The sequence below is a fragment of the Enterococcus sp. genome (assembly GCF_032555305.1).
GTDB lineage: Bacteria > Bacillota > Bacilli > Lactobacillales > Enterococcaceae > Enterococcus_A.
In genome coordinates, this window is the sequence record NZ_JAWGOQ010000020.1 from 38,292 (window position 1) to 60,413 (window position 22,122).

23 protein-coding genes are annotated in these 22,122 nt (G+C 37.2%); 3 read left to right on the top strand and 20 right to left on the bottom strand.

All coding sequences use genetic code 11. The features are described from left to right. Position 1: 1 nt before the first annotated feature. The 20 genes from E6139_RS14560 to E6139_RS14655 all read right to left on the bottom strand — a co-directional run bounded on the left by E6139_RS14560 (position 2) and on the right by E6139_RS14655 (position 19,007). Positions 2 to 304, bottom strand: a complete 303-nt coding sequence (locus E6139_RS14560) for a hypothetical protein (RefSeq protein WP_316403825.1) — start codon at positions 302 to 304, stop codon at positions 2 to 4. Between the two features lie 46 nt (positions 305 to 350). Then, positions 351 to 860 carry an antirestriction protein ArdA gene (locus tag E6139_RS14565; protein ID WP_316403827.1) on the bottom strand — a complete coding sequence of 170 codons (510 nt, stop codon included), beginning with the start codon at positions 858 to 860 and terminating at the stop codon, positions 351 to 353. A 7-nt stretch (positions 861 to 867) separates the two neighbouring features. Continuing rightward, a complete protein-coding gene (locus E6139_RS14570) occupies positions 868 to 1,089 on the bottom strand; it encodes a hypothetical protein (protein WP_316403828.1) in 222 nt (73 codons plus the stop codon). 353 nt (positions 1,090 to 1,442) lie between these two features. Further along, the gene (locus E6139_RS14575; protein WP_316403829.1) at positions 1,443 to 1,763 is read right to left on the bottom strand and encodes a hypothetical protein; all 321 of its coding nucleotides are present in this window, start codon (positions 1,761 to 1,763) and stop codon (positions 1,443 to 1,445) included. Next, positions 1,753 to 2,937, bottom strand: coding sequence for an XRE family transcriptional regulator (locus E6139_RS14580; RefSeq protein ID WP_316403830.1), 1,185 nt, complete (start codon positions 2,935 to 2,937; stop codon positions 1,753 to 1,755). The genes E6139_RS14575 and E6139_RS14580 overlap by 11 nt, the downstream gene beginning before the upstream one ends. Before the next feature lie 244 nt (positions 2,938 to 3,181). After that, a complete protein-coding gene (locus E6139_RS14585; protein WP_316403831.1) occupies positions 3,182 to 4,027 on the bottom strand; it encodes a hypothetical protein in 846 nt (281 codons plus the stop codon). Then, complete coding sequence (locus E6139_RS14590; RefSeq protein WP_316403832.1) at positions 4,020 to 5,564, bottom strand: AAA family ATPase; 1,545 nt, start codon at positions 5,562 to 5,564, stop codon at positions 4,020 to 4,022. Before E6139_RS14590 ends, E6139_RS14585 begins: the two co-directional genes overlap by 8 nt. Before the next feature lie 226 nt (positions 5,565 to 5,790). Further along, positions 5,791 to 6,075: a hypothetical protein gene (locus E6139_RS14595; RefSeq protein ID WP_316403834.1), complete on the bottom strand. Its 285-nt coding sequence runs from the start codon at positions 6,073 to 6,075 to the stop codon at positions 5,791 to 5,793. A gap of 21 nt (positions 6,076 to 6,096) precedes the next feature. Beyond that, complete coding sequence (locus E6139_RS14600; protein ID WP_316403886.1) at positions 6,097 to 7,311, bottom strand: DNA cytosine methyltransferase; 1,215 nt, start codon at positions 7,309 to 7,311, stop codon at positions 6,097 to 6,099. Between the two features lie 13 nt (positions 7,312 to 7,324). After that, on the bottom strand, positions 7,325 to 8,728 hold the full coding sequence (locus E6139_RS14605; protein WP_316403835.1) for an FtsK/SpoIIIE domain-containing protein: 1,404 nt from the start codon (positions 8,726 to 8,728) through the stop codon (positions 7,325 to 7,327). Continuing rightward, positions 8,721 to 8,972 (bottom strand): hypothetical protein, encoded by a 252-nt coding sequence (locus tag E6139_RS14610; RefSeq protein ID WP_316403836.1) that lies wholly within the window; start codon positions 8,970 to 8,972, stop codon positions 8,721 to 8,723. The genes E6139_RS14605 and E6139_RS14610 overlap by 8 nt, the downstream gene beginning before the upstream one ends. Positions 8,973 to 9,025: 53 nt before the next feature. Next, complete coding sequence (locus tag E6139_RS14615) at positions 9,026 to 9,391, bottom strand: YdcP family protein (protein WP_316403837.1); 366 nt, start codon at positions 9,389 to 9,391, stop codon at positions 9,026 to 9,028. A 21-nt stretch (positions 9,392 to 9,412) separates the two neighbouring features. After that, on the bottom strand, positions 9,413 to 9,727 hold the full coding sequence (locus E6139_RS14620; protein ID WP_316403839.1) for a YdcP family protein: 315 nt from the start codon (positions 9,725 to 9,727) through the stop codon (positions 9,413 to 9,415). A gap of 15 nt (positions 9,728 to 9,742) precedes the next feature. Next, positions 9,743 to 10,117 (bottom strand): hypothetical protein, encoded by a 375-nt coding sequence (locus E6139_RS14625; protein ID WP_316403840.1) that lies wholly within the window; start codon positions 10,115 to 10,117, stop codon positions 9,743 to 9,745. Between the two features lie 262 nt (positions 10,118 to 10,379). Continuing rightward, positions 10,380 to 14,261 carry a SpaA isopeptide-forming pilin-related protein gene (locus E6139_RS14630; RefSeq protein ID WP_316403841.1) on the bottom strand — a complete coding sequence of 1,294 codons (3,882 nt, stop codon included), beginning with the start codon at positions 14,259 to 14,261 and terminating at the stop codon, positions 10,380 to 10,382. Between the two features lie 366 nt (positions 14,262 to 14,627). Beyond that, entirely contained in the window at positions 14,628 to 15,698 is a 1,071-nt protein-coding gene (locus E6139_RS14635; protein ID WP_316403842.1) for an ABC transporter substrate-binding protein, read from the bottom strand. Next, on the bottom strand, positions 15,695 to 16,540 hold the full coding sequence (locus E6139_RS14640) for an ABC transporter permease (protein WP_316403843.1): 846 nt from the start codon (positions 16,538 to 16,540) through the stop codon (positions 15,695 to 15,697). The genes E6139_RS14635 and E6139_RS14640 overlap by 4 nt, the downstream gene beginning before the upstream one ends. Further along, positions 16,537 to 17,346: an ABC transporter permease gene (locus tag E6139_RS14645; RefSeq protein WP_316403844.1), complete on the bottom strand. Its 810-nt coding sequence runs from the start codon at positions 17,344 to 17,346 to the stop codon at positions 16,537 to 16,539. Before E6139_RS14645 ends, E6139_RS14640 begins: the two co-directional genes overlap by 4 nt. 12 nt (positions 17,347 to 17,358) lie before the next feature. Then, complete coding sequence (locus E6139_RS14650) at positions 17,359 to 18,447, bottom strand: ABC transporter ATP-binding protein (RefSeq protein ID WP_316403845.1); 1,089 nt, start codon at positions 18,445 to 18,447, stop codon at positions 17,359 to 17,361. 17 nt (positions 18,448 to 18,464) lie between these two features. Then, the gene (locus tag E6139_RS14655; protein WP_316403846.1) at positions 18,465 to 19,007 is read right to left on the bottom strand and encodes an XRE family transcriptional regulator; all 543 of its coding nucleotides are present in this window, start codon (positions 19,005 to 19,007) and stop codon (positions 18,465 to 18,467) included. Between the two features lie 858 nt (positions 19,008 to 19,865). On the opposite strand from E6139_RS14655, the gene E6139_RS14660 reads away from it, so the two are divergent. Genes E6139_RS14660 through coaC form a run of 3 tightly spaced genes read left to right on the top strand, consistent with a single transcriptional unit; the run spans position 19,866 to position 22,122 of the window. Beyond that, on the top strand, positions 19,866 to 20,858 hold the full coding sequence (locus E6139_RS14660) for a YhdH/YhfP family quinone oxidoreductase (RefSeq protein WP_316403847.1): 993 nt from the start codon (positions 19,866 to 19,868) through the stop codon (positions 20,856 to 20,858). Then, the gene (locus tag E6139_RS14665) at positions 20,858 to 21,583 is read left to right on the top strand and encodes a phosphopantothenate--cysteine ligase (RefSeq protein ID WP_316403849.1); all 726 of its coding nucleotides are present in this window, start codon (positions 20,858 to 20,860) and stop codon (positions 21,581 to 21,583) included. The genes E6139_RS14660 and E6139_RS14665 overlap by 1 nt, the downstream gene beginning before the upstream one ends. Beyond that, positions 21,580 to 22,122 (top strand): phosphopantothenoylcysteine decarboxylase, encoded by a 543-nt coding sequence (gene coaC / locus E6139_RS14670; protein ID WP_316403850.1) that lies wholly within the window; start codon positions 21,580 to 21,582, stop codon positions 22,120 to 22,122. Before E6139_RS14665 ends, coaC begins: the two co-directional genes overlap by 4 nt.

A 22,122-nucleotide genomic window follows, 5' to 3' on the forward strand; every position in this document is an offset into this window, starting at 1 on the left:
CTTATTCCAATGTTATGAGAACATCTCCTCGATTATCCGCAAGAACACAACGATAAATAATGAAGGTGTCGTATCGAGCGATTCCAATTCTAAATTCTGGATAATTCACTGTATGAAACCAAACGCCATACTCTCTTTCTTCAAACAATTCTTCTGGTGACAAAAACTGACAATTTTCTTTCGCATCAGCAATGACCTTTTCAAATAGCTGCCACTTTAATTGATCTTTTAGTAACGGAAAGGAATGCAGACTATCAATCTCCTTTTCAAGCCGTTCTTGATTTAAAATTTTATACTTAAACATAAAATCCTCCTTAAAAAGGCAGACCATTAAATGATCTGCCCGTTGTTTAGCTAGTGTACTCAAATACCCCATTTGAAGTAATTAGAAAGTTCCCCTCAAGTTCCATATCCCTTCCAAAAGAGGCATAATCAAAGTAATATCGTAAATTTTCTGGTAAAGCACTTAGCACTCCAGTTTCTTCGATACAGTAATATGCAACATCTTCCATTGAGGAACAGTCAGAATAACAAATAATATCATCCTTATGATCCAACAAATCTTCGATGTCCCTGAACCAGTACCGAAGGATCTCTTCAAGTTCATCATAAATTGGTGTGTCTTCAATCTCCTGAATAGAGTCATAGATAAGATTCAACCAGATGATTGATGTATACTCCTGCACGGGAAAAGGAAGTTCCTGATCATGAATGGCGTATTCTTCGTACTCAGCATTTAATCCGATTTTCTCTTTCACTTCTTCAAAATCAATTGGAAAGGAGAACCAAGCGCCAACCAGTTCTCCTTCGTTGTATTTTCCAAGATTGGCAATGTAGACTTGCATTTCATCGGTACTCATTGTCACATTAACCACCAATAACCGTGTTGAAAATCCTCAATAGTACATCTTTTACACCAGCAGTGTTAAATACCAATCCGACCGCAATTGCTGCAACAATCAAAAAACCGATTAATTTGGAAAATTCTCGCTTGAATCCCAAATAAACACCGATTACGGCAATTGCTAACAAAACTAGCGATTGGGCATTCGATGTAAACCAATTGAACAGATTCTGTCCAAAATTCATATATATTCCTTCTTTCGTATAGTTTAGTGTCAGTCTCTCCTTCATAGACTTTTGATTTTTTTGCTTAGGTAAACCAACGACCTACGATATCTCTATTCACTTCCAGATAAAGTGCAAAAGACTCAACTCGTCTAAGTGCTACTCTTAATGGAACTCGGTCACAATACACCTTATAATAGGATTTCCCGTTTGGAAGATGTCTCATCTTGTAAAAGCTGTACACTTTTCGATGAATTAATTCATCTGTTTCTTCTTCAAAATATAAAGTGGTATATTTCCCAATTGTTCGATAATAGACAACCATTTCTAAACCACACAAGAACCCACTTTGTTTCAATCGCTTCGTTAATAAGCTATCTAAACCGATACCTCCATTCTCTCTTTTTTATCTTCAATTCCGATTCGGCAAGCATTATATAAAGTCGATAATGATTGTATCTCGGATGGTCTGGTAAAACTGGCATTCCTTTAACATCCAAAAGATTGCTGAAGCCAGTCTTTGTATATCTCCAGTAAAAATAGTCAGTCGGTGTTCCATACTCATTCATCTCAAACAATTGAAGGAAGGCTTGATCTTCTTCTATCCCTATTAGACGATTCTGAAATAGATAAATATTCAAGACGAATGGATTTCCATCGTCTTTGATTTTGAGTAGCGGATACTCAGTCTTCATTGATCATTAACTCCTTCATCAACGTTGTATGTTGTTCAAGTAGTTTTTCATGTTTCTTGCTTAAATTCGTATCATTCAGCATTTCGTTCACTTTATTCGTATTGTTTTCACGATCAATCAATAAAAGAACTTTCAGCGTTGGAGCGATTTGTCTTCTTAACCACGCAAATGTTTGATTTAATTCAACAGGTTTAGGATCGGTGGTCAACTTCAAACGTTCTCGATTCTCTCCTATAAACTGTTCCCACATGGCATCCATTTTCCATTTTGACTTTTTCTTAGCCTTCTCTACTTCTAAAAATGTGATATAGGAACTAATGATATTGAAAACAGTTTGTTCAGAATTCCGATATATCAATAAATCTTGAATTGCGTAATAAGCTCGATCATTTCTCAACCGAATTTCATATCGATTTTTTATTTCAGCTTCTTCTGGCGATATGCCTTTCTTGATCATTTGTTCAATATTTTTTTCATAAAAGCAGAAGTAAATATCACTTTTCAGCGAGCCAATATAAAGCGTAGTACCAACAAACTGCTCCTCATCCTCACTGGTCAATTTTCCTGATCCGAGTGCCTGAAAGGAACGAAACTTTGACTTCAATTCTTTCCGTTTACACTTTTCAGCTAAATAAGGAATTGAAAGAATTTCTGCTTTGTCATTAATCGCCAAATCAATCCGCTTATAGAAAACCTTTTCCTTTTCACACTGCATAAAAAAATCAAACCAACTACGATCTTGAGCGAGCAACAGACTTTCAAATTCTCTACACCCTTGTCCTTTTAACTCGATCAGTGTTCCTTTTTTATCTTCCTCTGGTGAGATCATCACTTGGATATGGCTAAATTCATATTTTGCAATATAGCCGTAGAAGGCATAGTCTTCATAAATCATATATTTCATTTTTATCTTCAAAATGTCTTCAATCACATGTTTGACATCGTGGGTATCAAAGCGAAGTCTCACATAGTCAAAGATGAGTTCTAATTCTTTATTTGGATTTAGCTGTTCAAGTGTAATTAACAGTTTTTCAATTGCTTTTTCAGATGGTCGCTCTTTACCATGCTCAATTTTGTTAATGTACTCTCTGGAGTAACCACTTGAAAGAGCTAATTTACGCTGAGAAATACCATATCCAAGTCTCTTTTCTCTCAATAACTCTTCAAATCGCAAGTCATTCCTCCAAAATAAAAAAGTGTGAAGTAATCTTTCTCTACTTCACACTTCTATTTCTAAGAAAAAGCTTGATAATTCAAGCTTCTTAGGGATTATTCAGTTATAAATCTGGTATTTACTACCCCCCTAGTTAGATACTGGGGGTTTCTTCTTTGTGGCGCGCACGCGCGCCACAAAGGCAAGCTTACAGCTCGCCGCCCACGCTGAGGCGTGTTCGTCGACTGTTGCTTGATTGTGTCTATCATTGAAGAAATGATAAATCCGGTGAATTTTGTTGTAAATAATTTATTAATGAACGATAGAAAACTTTCTTATATGAGTTGTCTGATTCCATCTGAGAATTTATTGACTTATATTCCTCATTTATTAAATTAACTAACGCAAATACCCCTCCTTTTTGAATTTGACTTTTCCAAACTCCTTTTTTGTTAGAAATCAAGGATGCTGCCCAAGTAGCATAATTGACATGTAATTTAAACATATTAACTGTATTGATAATTCGTTTTTTTGTATCCGATGAGAACGTTGTATTTTTGAATGATAATTTGTAACTTACTACCATAACTTGAAAAATAACTTTAATTTCGCAAATCATCCATTTTTCCTTTCTAGTATCCTCGAAATATGGGTGTATTATTTCTAAATTTTTATCAAGTTTTCCAGTATTACAGTCATGACATGAGGGAACCAAATTCATTGGTATAATTGTAAACATAGGATATGAATTTTGAGAAAGAAAATGATCTAGCTCAGAAACATCTCTTTTTTCACAATAAGGACATTTTTTAAAAAAAGTGTTGTTTCTTAATACCTCATAGAATGAGCGCCCCTCATTCTTAAATTTTGTATAAAGAAATTTCATATCAGATTCACTTAATTTTTCTGAAGGTAAAATTCCACACGGAATACTTTTCAAATTTCCATTAAGTGCAAAAGACTGGTAATTTTGTTCCTCTATTAACAAAACCTCTTTAATTTCTTGATAAATTGGTTTCAACGGCCCATAAGCATTCTTTTTTTGAATATTCTCAATGAGAATATCATAATAATTCTCAATACTAAAAGCTGGTAAAGGTAACTTATTCATCCACCTGTACCTCCCTTGAATTTCCAATTTCTCTATTGTAGATTTTTGTAGCAAGAATGTTGTTTGCTTCGGAGCCAATATGATTTTGAAGAATTTGGCGTGATTGATCTAGGTTATAATTATAATTTACGACTTGATCAATAATGGTGTGAAATCCAGAATCAATAACTTCTAATCCAAATACTTCACTTGTGAGTATTCCAATATTTTCCCCAAAAGTTTCAATTGATGGACGTTCCGCTTTATGAAAATCTCCGTCACGACTTAGTTTATAAACGCAATCAACTGGAGTTTCTTGTAAAATAATAGGTGAATGAGTAGCTAATATTGCGACACCATTCACATCTATTAGTAGATAAGAGAGGCACCGGATGAAACTTCCTAAAAGCGGTGGATGAAGATGCATCTCAGGTTCATCCATAATAATCAATGTCTTTTCCTCAGATAATTCAACAAGTTTAGTTAAAGTCAGTATAACTATTTTATGTCCGGAACTTAATTTTTTAAAAAGGTTATGAGTTACTCGTAAAAAATCGTTAAAATTTGCATCAAAAGCGTATTTATTATATAAATCCAGTATGTTTAAACTTTTAAATATTGGATCACTATATAAAATCTTGATACATTCGCTCCACCTTCTTGGCTTTTTTGAAAAACAAGAAATTAAACTTTCGATAAAAAGAGCATCCATTCCTTCAGGAACAATTTGTTCCTCCTTGCTATTAAAATAATTATATTTATTTATAGATTCAGATTTAGTCGATAAGTGATAGTATTTTTGTCCCTTATTTCTATCACTATTATTTTTGAATATCTCCTTATTTTCAAATGTACTATAATTGACTGATAAAATATTAGAGAAAAAATTATCTTCGTAACTGGTATCGAATGTAAAATCTCTACCATTTGATAGGATACTATTAATCATTTTATTTAGAACGTGAGATTTTCCTACTCCGTTTCTTCCAATAATTGTGTGAATATTCGATGGAGGTAATACATCATGATTTACTTTGAAATCAAGCGTTTCACCAATATCATTAATTTTGTATGAAAAATGATAGTTTGAAAGTTTGACATTTCCTTTTGCAAGCCGTCTAAAGCGACCTTCAATGGTTTTTGTCAAAATGTCTCGCGATAACGAAACCTTAAAAACATGTGTTTCTTTAGCTTTAGAGTATAGTTCTTCATCGAATGCTATATCTTTTAGTTTATATAAAATAGTTTCTCTATACATAGAAACATCAGAGCTATTTAATTCGATGTAAAATGCTTCATCATTGCCTAATGAAAAATAATTATTATTTAACGCAGAAAATCTTTCACACAGTTCTGGACTTCTTTGCCCTGTCTGCATATCAAAACTACCAATTTTAGTTGTACCAATATACTTCAACAAATGATCATTTTTAATCCACAGAGCATGGGAGGTGCTGTATGTAAACCAGTCATCCCAATTAGTATTTATTAAGTAGAAACCATTTTCTAATGAATCATTTTGTAAATAAGAGCTATTAGTTAGCAAGTGAAATTCCATAAATGTATCGCCCCTTCAATAAATATTTCTATCATTTTACCACATAATAATTAACTTTATTAGTTATAAAAGAATATTTATTGATGTTTTCAAGCGTTTTTCCCATCTAAGTATAAATTTGAAATTATTATATACGTAATAGGTTATGTTGAACGATAAATTAAATATACATTTTAAATTGATATTGGGTCGATAACTTTGCTTTAGAAATTGAAGTGGCTATTAATCAATAATATTTACCATGGTAACCATCTATTCCATTGGAAGATAATTTACCTTTTAAATCGTTAAGGACGATTATATCTGCTAATTCTTTTGCTTGTTCCGCCATAGACTCCAATCGCCGTAGCAATTCTGTAAAATGAATCTCTTCTTCTGAATCTTCACTTTCATCACGAATTCCACATTTTTTCACCGTCCAGCCAAGATCATACAATCGTTCTTGAAGTTCCTCATCCTCTGTTTTTCTTGCCGTGTCATAAAGAGTACCGATCAATTCTTCATATCCCATCTGTGATTCCGCCTTTACTTTCTATTTGAACGCATGTAAAGCAATTTGATAAACCACTTCTTGTGCAACACTGTTTCCAGATTGCTTATATAACTGATTCGCAGAAACGACTGCCGCTGCTCGTTCATAGGCCCAATCTGGAAATGATTGTAATCTCCAACATTCTTTTGGTGTAAGTTTACGAATTTTTAGGTCCTCAGTAACAACTCCTTGCGAATCACTCGTAACGATCGTATTTGCGATCTGACTGCCTACTCGGCCACGACGATTTCTTGAATTTGGATATGCAAGATTGATACTGTCACCAGCATAAGCTTCCTTAAATCCTTTTTTTGTTGCTTCGATGATAAAAAGAGACTGTCCCTCTTGAACAGAAGAAACAGTCTTGATTTTGATATATTTTTTCAGTTTTTCTCGATCTTTAGGTACGATCATTACTTTGGGTCCTTGACCCTCACCCGCAGTTAAAGTCGGGCTAAGGCCTTCACTGGAATAAACTTTTCCGCTCATTCCTTGTTGACTTGGATTCACATTTCCAACAACCATAATTTTTGGCTCTTCATGTGTTGTTATGGTTGGTGAAATGCCAGTTATATCATAGAAACGATTGGGATTATCAAACCCAGCAATTCTTCTAGTTTTTTCAGCATCGTTGATTCTCTTTATATTGTTTTTATCAGTTGTTCGGTCTTTTCTTTGGACAGGAAATATTTCTGATCGACCGAGTCCTCTAAGACTTGCGACAATGAAGGTACGTTCTCGGTTTTGCGGTATTCCAAACCACTTATTGTTGCACACACACCATTCTGCATCGTACCCCAATTCATCCAACGTTGAAAGGATCGTTCGAAACGTGTTCCCTTTGTCGTGAGAGAGTAACCCCTTAACATTTTCGAGAAATAGAAAGCGTGGTTGGATTTGTTTGGCTGCGCGGGCAATTTCGAAGAACATTGTTCCTCTAGTATCCTCAAATCCTCGACGTTTTCCAGCGATGCTGAAGCTCTGACAGGGAAATCCTCCGGTAATGATATCAACTTTTCCATGTAACTCCTTCCATTCTTCATCGGTAATTTTTGTTATATCATGGCGGGTCCACTCATCTTTGACTAAGTGGATCGCTTCATAGCTTTTACGAGCATATTTATTCCACTCTACATAGCCGACACATTCATGACCGGCACGCTCCATCCCAAATCGGAATCCACCGACGCCGGCAAATAAATCAATGAATCGTATAAAAACTCCTCCTTTATTCTAATTCTGTTTCAGGTTGATAAAACTCTTTCATCGTTTCAATAAAATCGTGTCCTTTTGGAACTAATGGCGTATAAAATTCGCTGATCACACTATTACCAGAATCCACATAACCTCTACCGCGAATTCGCTTCTGGAAAAAATCTTTATTCGTCTCACCGAACATCATTCCATAGCCAAGTTCGCTCATCCTTCCTAACGCCACGCGAAACATAAATTGATCGCGAATCCCGTCACCGAGATATTTAGCGTCTGGTCGCTGACAAGATAAAATAATAAAGAAGCCCATTTGACGACCAAGCATAACAATCTGTTTGATTTTATTCATGACTGCTGCACTGTCTCGCCCGATCATATCCATAAAAGCTACATACTCATCAAAAATCAAAAAGTGCGGTTGTAAACCTAGATAAGCATAATTTTTTCCTGTTCTATAATTTTCCATTTGCTTCATGGTTTCTGTTCGTTCCATCATCTTTTCGTAAAATTGCTCTAGAGCCTGCATCATTTCTTCTTTTCGGTAATATACATTTGGTAAGACTACTGCTAAATCCGCCAAATCGGAATTTTTAGGATCAAGGATATACAGTTGAGCATCTGTACGTAACAACGTTTCGATCAATGTAAGGATGAAGTATGATTTCCCTCCACCAGTTCCTCCGGCAATCAGCATATGCGGAAGATCGTCATAGCTCCAATAAACGTTTTCCATTAATCGCAGACTACCGTCTTTCGCTTCAACCTGATCGATACTGATCCGATTGGAAATTGTGTCATACAGCATTGTATAAACTACATACGAATCTTCGAGTTCTTTATCAACTAGTTCGCAATATAAACCACTTTCCAATTTTTTCTCTAAATGGAGCAATTGATCTTGATAACTATTGAGAGAAATCTCTACTGAAATGATCAGATAACCATTGACCATCTTATAAAATATTTTTTGAAAATAGGACACTTTTTCTTTCGAGCGATTGGATGATAAGTCTTTAAAAAAGCCTTCACTTTGGATTGTTTCAACTTCATACCAACGGTTTTGAATAATCATTCGAGCAATTTTTTGTCGATGAATTAATTGGCGATATTTATCCGGAAACGAAACATAAAGAAGATATATGATCACCCAACAACTCAAAATGCTGATGAAACTAATGACTCCAAATCTTATCCAATCAGTGCTTTCAATAGTGCGGTTCATTCGTTCTGTGATTGGCATAGTGCTTCTAAAAAACTCTTGGATTTTCTGATAATAAACTAGTGTTAGTACTCCAAAATAAATCGATACTAAAATGAATAAAAAAGTTGAGAAGAGTAGATGTTGATCTTTATATCGAATTCTTTTTCCACGATTTTTGAGATGCTGAAACGGATTTAATCGTTGCAGCCACTCAGACATCAGCCCATCCTGAATATTTCATAGCCTTTACCCTGTCTTCATCAACCAACACAAACTGATAGATTTTCGCATGTCCATCCACGGCAATCTCTTCATCCACCGAAATGATAAAGAAATCATAGTCATAACCGATTTCAGCGAATTTCTCTAAAATGGCACTTTCACTTTGGCGAAACTCTGGATGTGTGTGTCGTTGATAATCTTCGAGAAATTGTTCAAACCAAACAATGTTGATTTCTCGCATAGTTCACCTAAAAAAGAGTGTAGAATTTTTTCTACACTCTTTCCTTTCTTCTCTTATTGATTTTTTTGTTGTTGGTTATTATTTGGTTGTTGTTTTTTTACAGGTGCGATGTCTGCACATTTGATGTACCAATCTACATCAGCACCTCGGAAGTTGGCATTTGCAACTGTATCAATGATTGGGTCAATCAAAACAACCTCCTCATTATATGCAAAATCCTTCAATGGAACAGTTGCAGGGACACTTACCTGGATCATTTGTTTTTGACCAGAACTTTTTAAGTCATAGGTTCGTTCCTTCACCTGTTCGGTTACTTCCCCATCACTACCACGCTCAAATACTTCTCGACGTAAGGCGGAGAATTTTAATACTCCAAATGTTTTTGCATTATCAACGACAATTCCTTCTGCTAATCTCATAATAAATTTTCCTTCTTTCTTTTAGGCTTTAATAATTGTATCTGCAGTCAACACATAATTTGTAAAACCACTTTCACCAATTCTGTATCCTTCTGCCGAAATCCGTGGCTCTACTAATTTAACCTTTGTTTCATAATCAAAATCGATTTCTCCAGCAATCGCGGGGATTGTTACTAGAATTGAATCCGCTTTTTGAATAGAAGAATACAAACTATAGGTTCTAGAAAGTACCTTATCTCTTCCGTCTTCTCTTCGTGTTTCAACTGAAGCTTCGCCGGCAAACTCAAGTGTGCCGAATGTTTTTTCCATATTGGGAATGATTTGTTTTAAATCCATATAAATTTCCTCACTTTATTTTTTTAGTAGATCGAACCAATTTCTTTCCTTCTCATAGAGAAAACGGACAAAAATAATGATTCGATCTTTTTCGATAAATACCTGATGAACATAAAAACTACGAATCAATGATTGATTCTTTTTTGTTAACTCTGCGGAATAATAAGCCCATAAGATATCTGCCGTCTGGATATGGACAGGGGCTGTTTCTTTAAATAATCGATTAGAGAGTTTTCGAGCGTCTTTTTTTGCATATGCTGCTTGCAACAATGCCCTTTTTGTCTCCCTTAAACAATCGACTGAATCTTTTAACGTAAACTGTAATTCTGATTGGACTGAGTCCACATCTAAAAATTGAATCTCATACAATTTTGCAACCCTTCTCCTCATAGACGTTCCTCCCAAGGATCGAGCGTTTTTTATGATAATCCGCAAGTGTTTCAGACAATAAATACTGATAAAAATCTTGATTGATAGGATGGCTGACACGCTCACCATTGCTATCTGGAAATTTTACAAAGTACCTACCATACTTACTCTTACAGAGACAGACATCCTTAATGACTAATTGATCATCAAACACAAATTCTCCAATCATTAAGACTGGAGAACTCGGTGATGTTATAGCCATATTCAATTGTGTCAATTCCATCTATCCGATCATTCGTTTCTTCTTAAACCAGTACAAAGTTCCTGCAATAACAATAACGCTAATCCCTACTGCTAATATGATACTTGATTGTTCTTCACCAGTTTGCGGATATGATTGGTTAGAAGATTGCTGCGGTGTATCCTTATTACTTTCCACTTTCACTCCAGGATTTTCCTCCTTTTTATTCGTCATCTCACATTTCACGATTTCACCATGTTCTTTGATTTCAAACTCATGGAGAGAGTCGTCGATCAGATAACCATCAGGCGCATCAAATTCTTTGAAGAAATATTTCCCCTTCGGAAGATTCTCAAAGGTGAAGATTCCATCATCATCGGTCCGACCTTCAATGATCATTTTTTTATCTTCATCCAAAATTTGAATGCCTGTATCAGGTAGGAGATCGCCAGTGCTAACATCCTTTTTGGTCAATTCAAAAATTCCTTTGATCAAATCGTTCCTTACTTCAAACAAAATCTCAGGTTGCTTGAGATCATGAGTCAATTCTTGTTCTTTTTCATCAAAGGCTTGAACGCCTTTTTTTGTTGATACAATCTTGATCACTTGTTTTGAAAGAATGAACTGATCACTTGAAGCTTTCTTTTCTTTTAAATAGAAGGTCCCGACAGGTAGATTTTTCACAGTTCCGATCGAGTCTTCATCGATCTTGATCGTTTGTATCACCTGATGCTTTTCATCTTCTAATGTGAATGCCGCTGCTTTGGCATTGTCAATATGCTCGAACTGATACCCTTCCTTTTCAATCAAAGTTGCTTTCTCATTAATTTTTTTGAACTGGAATTTGTTCAGGTGAAGTTTGTTTACGATTGTAGTACGAGTGACTTTTGAGCCGATCTGCTTCTTGCCATACAAAACACGATCTTTCCAAATCTCAATTTCTTGGATTGGTTGATTGTCTTTTGCGATAAAGTCAAAATCATATTCGGTTTCATCAAGAACGTGAGCATCACCGGCATCTAGTTCTTTGACGTAATACTTGCCTTGCGGTAATTGAAGTTCGAACGTCACGATTCCTTTTTCCACTTTTTTAAATCCTACCAAAGCATTAGCAGGAATTGTCACTTCTTCATTTACGACTTGTTCTTCACGAGTGAAGATACCAAAGACTTGTTCTGAGCCTTCTTCTTCTATAAATCCTGGAAGATTATTTTCCCATAGATTAATCGCTTCTTGGTTTTTTTGAAGTTTAATCAGTAAAGATTGATATTCATTATGCGCGGTCAGTGAGACAGAAGTAAGCTCAACTTGTTGTGCCGCATATCTCAATTCAAATGGGATCGGAGTTGAATCGATTACTACTCCATTTGGTGCAGACTTCTCAATGGCTTCATACTTTCCTAAATAAAGGAACGGTGTCATAAACTCGCCATTTTCGTCCGTTGTCATTGTTGCGACAACTTCTCCTTTCTTCGCACGGATCGTACCATCATTTGTCGTGATATCCTCAGCAGCTTTAATATCAAACGTTACATCCGAAATTTTTTTCTCATCGAAGATAAATTGATAGAGATCACCATAATCAGAGTCCTGCTTCTCAACACCTAATGGCGTTTTCGCAAATTTCGTAAGTACAGCTGCACCTTTTTGAGATTTATCTTTGAATTGAATCTCAATCAACCCATCGTGTGAACCATCCACTTTGAATGGCATTGGATCTTTAGCTAATACATAACCTTCTGGCGCTTGCACTTCAATCAACTCGTAATTTCCATATGCCAAAGCTTCCGATAAAATCAAAAAGCCTTTGTCATTGGTGAAGAATGTGTCGGTTAGGCCTTCATCGTTCAGTTTCGGCATTTGAACAAATTGATTTGTCTGTTTGTTTTTGATCTTGAATCCAGCATCGCTGCGAGGAATAGTTTTTCCAGTTTCTTCATCCACTTTAACAACTTTCAATTTTTCCTCGATCACTTTATTTTCAATCGCATAATGATGTGTTTCATTTTGTGTTTTGACTGATATTTTAAAAGGTGCAATTGTTTCATAACCTTCCGGTGTATTGATCTCTTTCACTGTATAGGTGTCATAAGGAAGTTCGGTAAATTTCAAATAACCCTCATTATCCGTTTTTCCGGTAGCAACAACTTTTTTTGTCGTATCGCTGGTAACAGAAAACTCAACATATTTTAAGGGTTTGATTTTACCTTTACTGTTCTCTTTCCAGTCATAGTTTCCGAATTTGATCAAATCAAATTCGCCAGTAATCACTTTTTCTTTTGCCACAGTTCGTTGCGTAGAAACCTCTACAGTATGTCCAGCGTAAGCGATCTTGAATGGTAATTTCGTCCTATCTAATTGGTAACCTTCAGGTGCTACTTTTTCTTGCCAATAATAGTCATCTAACGGAATGTTGTTCACTTGTACTTCACCATTCTGTGTAGTGACCGTACTGATCAAAGCATCGTTGATTGCTCGTCTTAATTCATAAACGGCACCATCCAATGATGCTGCTCCCTGTGGTTTCTCTCCCGTTTTTTCATCCTCCTTTTTGAGGATAGCTGACCCTTTTTGTTCTTGATCAGTTGCTTTTATATTCGTGTAAGAGATATCAGCAGTTTGTCCAGCATACGTGAGTTCAAAAGGAATCTTTTCAGTACTTAACACATATCCTTCTGGTGCCTTCTCTTCCAACGCATAATAGGAACCAAGTTTTAAGTTCCCTAAAGATGCTTTACCGTTATTGTCGGTTGTCATACTTCCCACTATTTTTCCTGCTTTGGTATACACACCATAAACAGCGTCATTCAATTTATAATACTGATTAAACATCGATGTCCCATATTCCCTACCGACTTTAGAGAGGTTTACTTGACCTAATTGTTCCTTATTGTTAAGAACAACTTCGATCGTTTTGTTTGGTTCGATCGTTACTTCTTTGATTTCGCCTTTATTTACATATCCATTTGGCGCTGTGACCTCAGAAATTTTTACCTTTGTGCCTGCTTTGATGTCATTAATTTGAGCTAAACCGTCATTACCAGTTGTAAATTCTTTGGACTGCCCGTTAAACTCAAACTTCAATTTGGCATTCGGTAAGGCTTTACCTGTATCTTGATCAATCTTTTTCGCTCTCACATTCCCATTCAAATTGACTTTAACGTTCAAATTGAATGATCCGCCATTTGCTAATTTGAAAGTAGCAACTTTTTGTTCTGATCCTTTTTGATACACAAAGCTTTGACCAATGTTTTCATTACTTGCGATATTATATTGAATCTTTCCTTTTTCTTTTGAATTTGATTGTGCTGTTAATTTTAAAGTATTTCCGTTTTTCTCAACTTTTAAATTAGCAGAATTCTCAACCAAATGCTGATAGTTGCTTAAAACTCCAGCACTATCGGTCAACGTAATAGAATCTCCAACGTTTAACTCGATAGATTGTCCATTAAAAGATGGTTTTGCATTGTGTTTGCTGACTTTCGCTAAGATCGAACTTTTTAATCCCCCATAGTTAGGTACAGTTGTAGTCAATAATTGATCTCCCAATTCTTCCCAGACCATGTGTTGAACCACCGTATAGTTTAATGGCGAAGGATTTAATTGATAACCATAATAAGAAATCAATGATAGTCGATCTTTTTCAGAAATCGTAAGTTCAGATGGAGTAAATCCTGAACCTCCAGTTAAATCCACTCCGTGCTCAATACAAAAGGCAGCGACTCCATCAGCTCTTTTCATCCAAACTTTATCATCTGTCCAGTGCAATCCACCAAATCGGCTTAGATGCCAAGTGGATGAATAATTTGCGACAATTTCATTTGAGACAGTTGCGGCTAAACTGGTAATAGGACCAATAAAAAAAGCAGCTACAATCGTCATCAGACTAAACATTGTAGCTGCCGTTCGCAGTGTTCTATTCATTTTTTATTTTTTCTCCATTCGCTTATTTTAGCACTTTTAGCTCTTCCTTTCGGGGGATCTTTGTTTCTCACTCCAAATAATCACCACATTTCTCTAAGAATTAGTGAAAATCTAGGATTTTAAAATAACGAATTAACATTTCCTAGAGTGCTAAGAAAATCTTTTAATTTCAGACAAATTGTTTAAATTTGAGTTCATGAAAAAACGGTTTTTGTGGTAGAAAACTTTGGTAGAAAAAGAAAAATAACGCCTATTTAGACGTTATTTTCGGGTTTTTGGTAGAAAATTGGAAAACTGACAGTAAAAACGGAGGTTTTCTTTCAGTTTTTTTTATTGATTTTAAGCCATTTTTACTGAGTTTTACTACTACTTTCTATACATCTTAAATTCCAAATACAGATCATTATAGATCCCCAAATACTTCGGGCCTAAATCTTTATATACTTCCAAGTGACTGATTGTCTCGTCATCGGGATAAAACTGTTTGTCACCAGAGATACTCTTCGGCAGCATCGCCAGCGCTTTTTTATTTGGTGTAGAGTAGCCGATATACTCGGCATTTTGTTTGGCTGAATCTGGCTTCAGCATGAAGTTGATAAAGTCATAAGCACCTTTCTGATTCTTGGAAGTCTTAGGGATCACGATATTGTCGAACCACAGATTTGATCCTTCCGGCGGAATTACATAATGAAGATGCTCGTTTTCAGCCATCATATCGGCTGCTTCACCAGAAAAAGTCACCGCCACCGCGCTTTCCTCATTCGCCATATACATTTTTATCTCATCGGCAACGATCGCTTTGACGTTCGGCGTCAGCTTTGCCAATTTATCTGTCGCTTGACGCAAATGCGCCTGATCTTTGCTATTTATAGAATAGCCCAATGTCGTTAACGATAAGCCCATCACTTCCCGGGCACCGTCGATCAGCATGATATTATTCTTCAACTCAGGCCGCCACAGATCATCCCAATGCTTGATCTTGTCGCTGGAAACAAATTTGTCGTTGTAGACGATTCCCAGTGTTCCCCAGAAATAAGGAATCGAATATTTATTATCCTTATCAAAATCCAAATCTAAAAAGCGCGGATCGATATTTTCTAAACCGTGAATCTTGGAATGATCCAACGGCAGCAATAATTTTTCTTTTTTCATTTTTTGAATCATGTATTCACTAGGAATCGCGATATCGTAAGCCGTACCACCTTGTTTGATCTTAGCCTCCATCGCCTCATTCGAGTCAAAGGTTTCGTAATTGACCTTATAGCCATATTCTTTCTCAAATTGCTTGATCAGTTCAGGATCAATATAGTCACCCCAATTGTAAATGTTCAATACCTTAGAGCTGGCATTGGACGAATGATTCAGGCGAACCACCCAAAAAGTCAGCAAGAGAATGATGGCGACAACACCGATAAATAGTGACTGTAATTTTCTCATTTCAGTACTGCCACCTCCTCAAATTCGCGTTTCCGTTTCTTCGCTTTTTTCGAGGTATCGCGACTAATAAAATAATAGCCTACTACTAAAATCAGAGAGAAAATGAATACCAGCGTCGACAGCGCGTTGATTTCCAAACTGATTCCTTGACGTGCCCGTGAATAAATTTCTACTGACATGGTCGTAAAGCCATTCCCTGTAACAAAGAAGGTCACCGCAAAATCATCCAACGAATAGGTGAACGCCATGAAATAGCCGGCAATGATTCCCGGTGTTAGAAACGGCAATATAATATTACGCAAAACTTGAAAATTATTTGCTCCCAAGTCCCTAGCTGCATCGATCATGGAATCATTCATTTCCTTCAGCTTCGGCAAGACCATCAGTACCACGATAGGAATACTGAAGGCAATATGGGAAAGCAGCACACTGACAAAGCCCAGTTGGAAGTTCTTCAAGACACCGCCCAACATGGTAAATAAAATCAAAAAGCTGGCACCGATAATAACATCCGGCGAAACCATCAAAATATTATTTAGCCCCAATAGGATATTGCGTGAATTGCGTTTACGGGTATAATAAATTCCCATCGCGCCAAAGGTTCCAATAATCGTCGCAAGCAATGCCGACAAAAAGGCTAAAACGAAGGTCTGCACTACGATACTGATCAATCGTCGATCAGAGAACAGGCTCTGGTAATGCTCCCAAGTAAATCCGGTAAACGAACTCATATTGCCGCCTTGATTAAAGGAATAGAAAATCAAATAAAAGATCGGAATATACAATAGAACAAATACAAAAATCAAATAAACATTGGCCCAAGAAAATTTTCTTCTTCTCACTTCACCCGACCTCCTTTACGTCTTTCACCAGTCAGCATCATTACGATGAACATCGCCACAATCAAAATCACTCCAATCGTCGAGCCCATCCCCCAATTCTGCGTAACTAAGAAATGCTCTTCGATCGCCGTCCCCAAAGTAATCACACGATTTCCACCAATTAAACGAGTCAGCATGAATAAGGATAGTGATGGGATGAAAACAGCCTGTACTCCACTCTTTACCCCGTTTAATGAAAGCGGAAAAATCACGCGACGAAACGTCTCAAAGTTATTCGCTCCCAGATCACGACTCGCGCTAATCAAGGAAGGATTGATTTCCTCCAATGCATTAAAGATCGGCATGATCATAAAGGGCAGCTCGATATAGGCCGCCACAAACATAAAGCTAAAATCCGTGAACAGCAGCTGCTTTTGACCTATTCCGATAAAACGCAGAAAATCGTTGACCGAACCATTCGCACTGAAAATCCCGATAAATGCGTAAGCCTTCAGTAATAAATTAATCCATGTCGGTAAGACGACTAGCAAAAGCAATAACTGACGATGTTTCAATTTTGACAGGAAGTACGCCGTTGGATAACTGATCAATAATGTCATCAAGGTAATCAGAAAAGCAAACAGTACTGAGTTGACCGTCATCATCAAATAGGTCTTTGATGTTAAATACGTGTGATAATTCATGAAAGTAAAATTACCATGCATATCAAAGAAGGATTGATAGACGATCAAAATCACCGGCGCGATCACAAAGAACAGCAGCCAAAAGAAATAAGGAATCGAGTAAAAGCGACGCATATTTTTCATTACAATCCCTCCCTAATCTTCGTAGCTTTCCAAGCGCGCTTCGAAATCTTCTTCACTTTCGTTGAAGCGCATAACATGGATATCTTCTGGTTCAAAGTACAGCCCGACCTTGCTGCCTTTTTTAGCCTTTTTGGTCGAATGGACCATCCATTCATTGCCATCCGCATCGATACAGTTCATCTCATAATGAACCCCACGGAACAATTGCGTATCCACTGTAACCACCAGTTTGCCATTTTCTGGCGTGGTCAACGTTAAATCTTCTGGACGTAGAACGACTTCCACTGGTTCATTTGGACGCATCCCACCATCGACACATTCAAAGGTTTTGCCGACAAACTTCACCAGATTATCCTCCACCATCTCACCTGCTACAATATTACTTTCACCAACAAAATCTGCAACGAAATGATTGATCGGTTCATCATATATATCAACGGGCGTGCCACTTTGCACGATCTTTCCTTTGTTCATGACAAAAATCTCATCGCTCATGGCCAAAGCTTCTTCTTGGTCATGGGTCACGAAAATAAAGGTGATACCTAGACGTTTTTGTAGCGCTCGTAATTCATATTGCATGTCCGTTCGTAGTTTCAAATCCAATGCTGATAAAGGCTCATCCAACAACAAAATTTTCGGTTCGTTGACGATTGCCCTTGCAATAGCTACCCGTTGACGCTGGCCACCAGACATTTCAGTGATCTCCCGATTTTCATAGCCAGGTAATTGAACCAGTTTTAAAGCCTCAAGAACTTTTTTCTCGATTTCCTTTTTTGACAGCTTTTTAATCTTCAAGCCAAAAGCAACATTGTCAAAAACATTCATATGCGGAAATAAGGCATAATCCTGAAAGACCGTGTTAACCTGCCGTTTGTTGGCGGGAATGTCATTCATCCGTTTTCCCTCAAAAAAAATATCGCCTTCACTAACGTCTGTGAAACCGGCGATAATTCTTAAAATCGTTGTCTTTCCGCAGCCAGAAGGTCCTAATAAGGTATAAAAACGTCCTTCCTCGATATCAAAATTTATTTTTTTCAATACGGGATCATCATCGTCGTATTGTTTAATTACATCTTTAAATGAAATAATTGTATTTGCCATGACTTCACGTCCTTCTTCTATAAATAAGATTCTGTAGCGACGATCAGCACCTTGCTGATGCTATTCGCTTGATTTTGTAAACGATGAGGTTTGCTCGCTTCGTAATAAATACTTTCGCCCGCTTCTGCTTCATATAATGATTCGCCGAATTGTAAGGCAACTTTTCCTTCTAATACATAGATGAATGTCTCCGATTGTGAAGGCGTAAATTGTTTATATTGGCCTTTTTTGTCCAACGTAAGTAAAATCGGCTCCATTTCCTTTTCATTTGATTCAGGAATCAACCACTTAATATGATAACCGTGTTCCTCATCGCTGTAAAAAGTTGTGTCTTCATCTGTATAAACGATCTTCTGATCACCAGTCTTTTGCTTGAAAAATTCAGCCGGTGTCACGCCTAAAACTTCCAAAATATCAAAAAAAGTCTCCATTGAAGGAGAGCTTAGGTCACGTTCTAACTGAGAGATATACCCCTTGGTAAGATCCGTTCGTTCCCCTAACTCTTCTTGTGTCAAATTCTTTTGGATTCTAAGATTTCGCAGCTTCTCACCAATCTCCATACTCTCAGTCCTCCATTCGTTGTTTGCTAATAGTAAACTTCATGTTTAATAGCACCATTTTAGTATACGAACTTTCGCTTAAAAATCAAGCTTTCTGAAAGAAATTTTTTCTTATTTTCTGTGGAAGTCGAGGAGAAAATAAATTTGCTTTTTCTTTCATTTCCGCTAAGATATATATAACCGAATTTGCCAGTTCTGCTTTTGGCAGTTTACTAAGCGTGGACTGGATAAATTGTTTCTAACTTATTAAAGAGAGCTAGTAGTTTAGCAGAATGGTATGCGTACGAAAATACTTCCTTTACTATGAGCTAGCTGCCAGTTCTGCTTTTGGCAGTTCGTTAGGTTCGAAATCGAGCAATGAATTCTTTTCAATAAATAATAAGAGCAGTTTAGCAGAATGGTATGCGTACGAAAATCAATGTATTTTTTCATGTTCTTTGAAAAAATACTTCTTTTATCATGAGCTAGCTGCGAGTCTAACTTTTCGCAGTTAGCTTCGATTGAGGCGAAGATTTACATTTTGAAACATGCTAAATTACAAGATATTTAGTTGGATCGTATGCGCGGCGAAGATCAATGAATTTTTCACGTCCTTAGAAAAATTCTTTCCTTATTATGAGCTAGCTGCCAGTTCTGCTTTTGGCAGTTCGTTAGGTTCGAAATTGATCAATGAATTCTTTTCAATAAATAATAAGAGCAGTTTAGCAGAATGGTATGCGTACGAAGATCTGAGTATTTTTCGCGTTCTTGGAAAAATACTTCCTATACTCGTGAGCTAGCTGCGAGTTTGATAAATACAAAAACATGGGACTACCCACTAAAAATAAACAACCCAACAGACATAGGAGGAAACGAGCAATGACCAAGTATCGCCGCTTTCGCGTAATAAATGATGAAACCCTTCACACGGAGATTGAGACTTTTTCCAAACCTGAAATTGAAGAAAACGAAGTTCTGATTAAAGTAGCTTATTCTGGCATCAATTATAAAGATGCCTTGGCAACCAAAGCGAATACGGGTGTCTTACGAGATTATCCGATGACCCCCGGCATCGATTTAGCTGGTACGATCATTGAAAGCAAAGACGAGAAATTCAACGTCGGCGATGACGTGTTAGTCACCGGCTATGGTTTAGGCGTTAAGCAAGATGGCGGGTTGAGCGATCTTCAAGTCGTTCCAGCTGCTTGGGTCGTTTCTCTACCGAAAAACTTATCCGCAAAACAGGCAATGACTTTTGGCACGGCTGGTTTTACAGCTGCTTTATCAGTTGATGCTTTGCAGGTTCATGGCCTAAATGCCGATAGTCGTGTTCTCGTTACTGGTGCGACAGGTGGCGTTGGCGGTTTTGCTCTGCATTTTCTCAAACAAATCGGCTGCAAAGAAATTATCGCTTTGAGCCGTAAAGAGGATCAAGTGGATTACTTGAAACAGTTAGGCGCAACCTCTGTTTTATCCCCTGCCGAACTATTTCCAGAAAAAAATCGTCCGTTAAATAAGCAGCTTTTTGATTTTGTAGTGGATACAGTTGGCGGCGATACCTTAGCTCAAGTCCTTCCATTTATTAATTACGGCGGCAGTGCTGCTCTGTGCGGAAATGCGGGGGGCATCAAATTGAGTACAACTGTCTTGCCTTTTATTTTGCGAGGTGTTAATTTATTAGGCATCGACTCAGTAGAAGCGTCGATGGACCAACGGCAAAAGCTTTGGACAAAAATGGCAAACGAATGGTCACTGCCAGCGAATTTCCAAGTCCAACAAATTGAATTGGAGCAAGTGCAAGAAACGGCGGATACCCTGCTAGCAGGAAAACATGTTGGTCGCACAATTGTTGCTCTAGGAGGAAAAGACTAGTGAGAATCCTAATTACTTCAGGCGGTACTTCAGAAAAAATCGACGATGTACGTGCCATTACGAATCACTCCAGCGGTAAACTAGGCAAAGCAATCGCGGAAAGTTTTGCCAAAGACGATGTCGTGATTGATATGATCACTACCCGTCATGCTGTCAAACCAGAAGGAAAATTAATCCATCACTATCTGATTGAATCGACAGTTGATCTAGAAAGAACTTTGAAGGAATTAATGACCGCAAATACTTACGACGCCGTGATCCACAGCATGGCCGTTAGTGATTTCACACCAGAAAGCTCGGTCACACTTGAAGATCTGGAATCAGCAATCGCTACACAACCAGCTGATTTACCAAAAGCGTTAGTTGATATCACCAATGAACGGACAGAGAAAAAAATCTCTTCTGACACCGATCATCTAGTGGTGGTACTAAAGAAAAATCCAAAAATTATTTCTTTGATCAAAAAATTGCAGCCCCAAACAATCTTAGTAGGGTTTAAACTATTGGTTGACGTGCCAATGATCGAACTATTGAATGTCGCGAAAGCTAGTCTCGAAAAAAATCAAGCCGATTTCATCTTAGCCAATGACTTAGCTGAGATTCGCGGGGAAAAGCATCATGGCTATCTGATCAACAAACAGCAAAAAGTCAAAGAAGCCCATACGAAAACAGAAATCGCGGAGCTAATCAAAGAAGAAGTCATGAAACTGGAGGAAGCAAAATGAAAAATATCCTTTTAGGTGTCAGCGGTAGTATCTCAGCCTATAAAGCAGCTGATATTACTAACCAACTAACTAAACTAGGCTATAACTTAGATGTTGTCATGACTAAAAGCAGCACTGAGTTTATCACACCATTGACGATTCAATCATTATCCCATCGTCGTGTACATCTTGATGTGATCGAAGAACCAGATGCAGCCTTAATCAATCACATTGCCTTAGCTAAAGCAGCTGATCTTTTTCTAGTTGCTCCTGCTTCAGCTAATATTATTGGTAAATTAGCCAACGGAATTGCTGATGACTTATTATCAACCGTAGCTTTAGCATTGCTGCCAGATACACCAAAGGTGATCGCACCAGCAATGAATACCTATATGTATCAAAACCCGATCGTCCAAAGAAACTTAGCAACATTAAAGGAAGTGGGCTATCAAGAAATCGAACCAAGAGAAGCCTTGTTAGCTTGCGGTGATTATGGTCGCGGTGCTTTAGCAGATATCGCGGAAATCGTGCATATCGTAAATTCAAAATTAAAGGAGTAA

Excerpts from the sequence above, each read along its gene's own strand:
- E6139_RS14560 (WP_316403825.1), bottom strand. The coding sequence starts at position 304 with ATGTTTAAGTATAAAATTTTAAATCAAGAACGGCTTGAAAAGGAGATT.
- E6139_RS14565 (WP_316403827.1), bottom strand. The coding sequence starts at position 860 with ATGAGTACCGATGAAATGCAAGTCTACATTGCCAATCTTGGAAAATAC.
- E6139_RS14570 (WP_316403828.1), bottom strand. The coding sequence starts at position 1,089 with ATGAATTTTGGACAGAATCTGTTCAATTGGTTTACATCGAATGCCCAA.
- E6139_RS14575 (WP_316403829.1), bottom strand. The coding sequence starts at position 1,763 with ATGAAGACTGAGTATCCGCTACTCAAAATCAAAGACGATGGAAATCCA.
- E6139_RS14585 (WP_316403831.1), bottom strand. The coding sequence starts at position 4,027 with ATGAATAAGTTACCTTTACCAGCTTTTAGTATTGAGAATTATTATGAT.
- E6139_RS14590 (WP_316403832.1), bottom strand. The coding sequence starts at position 5,564 with ATGGAATTTCACTTGCTAACTAATAGCTCTTATTTACAAAATGATTCA.
- E6139_RS14595 (WP_316403834.1), bottom strand. The coding sequence starts at position 6,075 with ATGGGATATGAAGAATTGATCGGTACTCTTTATGACACGGCAAGAAAA.
- E6139_RS14605 (WP_316403835.1), bottom strand. The coding sequence starts at position 8,728 with ATGTCTGAGTGGCTGCAACGATTAAATCCGTTTCAGCATCTCAAAAAT.
- E6139_RS14610 (WP_316403836.1), bottom strand. The coding sequence starts at position 8,972 with ATGCGAGAAATCAACATTGTTTGGTTTGAACAATTTCTCGAAGATTAT.
- E6139_RS14615 (WP_316403837.1), bottom strand. The coding sequence starts at position 9,391 with ATGAGATTAGCAGAAGGAATTGTCGTTGATAATGCAAAAACATTTGGA.
- E6139_RS14620 (WP_316403839.1), bottom strand. The coding sequence starts at position 9,727 with ATGGATTTAAAACAAATCATTCCCAATATGGAAAAAACATTCGGCACA.
- E6139_RS14625 (WP_316403840.1), bottom strand. The coding sequence starts at position 10,117 with ATGAGGAGAAGGGTTGCAAAATTGTATGAGATTCAATTTTTAGATGTG.
- E6139_RS14630 (WP_316403841.1), bottom strand. The coding sequence starts at position 14,261 with ATGAATAGAACACTGCGAACGGCAGCTACAATGTTTAGTCTGATGACG.
- E6139_RS14635 (WP_316403842.1), bottom strand. The coding sequence starts at position 15,698 with ATGAGAAAATTACAGTCACTATTTATCGGTGTTGTCGCCATCATTCTC.
- E6139_RS14645 (WP_316403844.1), bottom strand. The coding sequence starts at position 17,346 with ATGAAAAATATGCGTCGCTTTTACTCGATTCCTTATTTCTTTTGGCTG.
- E6139_RS14650 (WP_316403845.1), bottom strand. The coding sequence starts at position 18,447 with ATGGCAAATACAATTATTTCATTTAAAGATGTAATTAAACAATACGAC.
- E6139_RS14655 (WP_316403846.1), bottom strand. The coding sequence starts at position 19,007 with ATGGAGATTGGTGAGAAGCTGCGAAATCTTAGAATCCAAAAGAATTTG.
- E6139_RS14660 (WP_316403847.1), top strand. The coding sequence starts at position 19,866 with ATGACCAAGTATCGCCGCTTTCGCGTAATAAATGATGAAACCCTTCAC.
- coaC (WP_316403850.1), top strand. The coding sequence starts at position 21,580 with ATGAAAAATATCCTTTTAGGTGTCAGCGGTAGTATCTCAGCCTATAAA.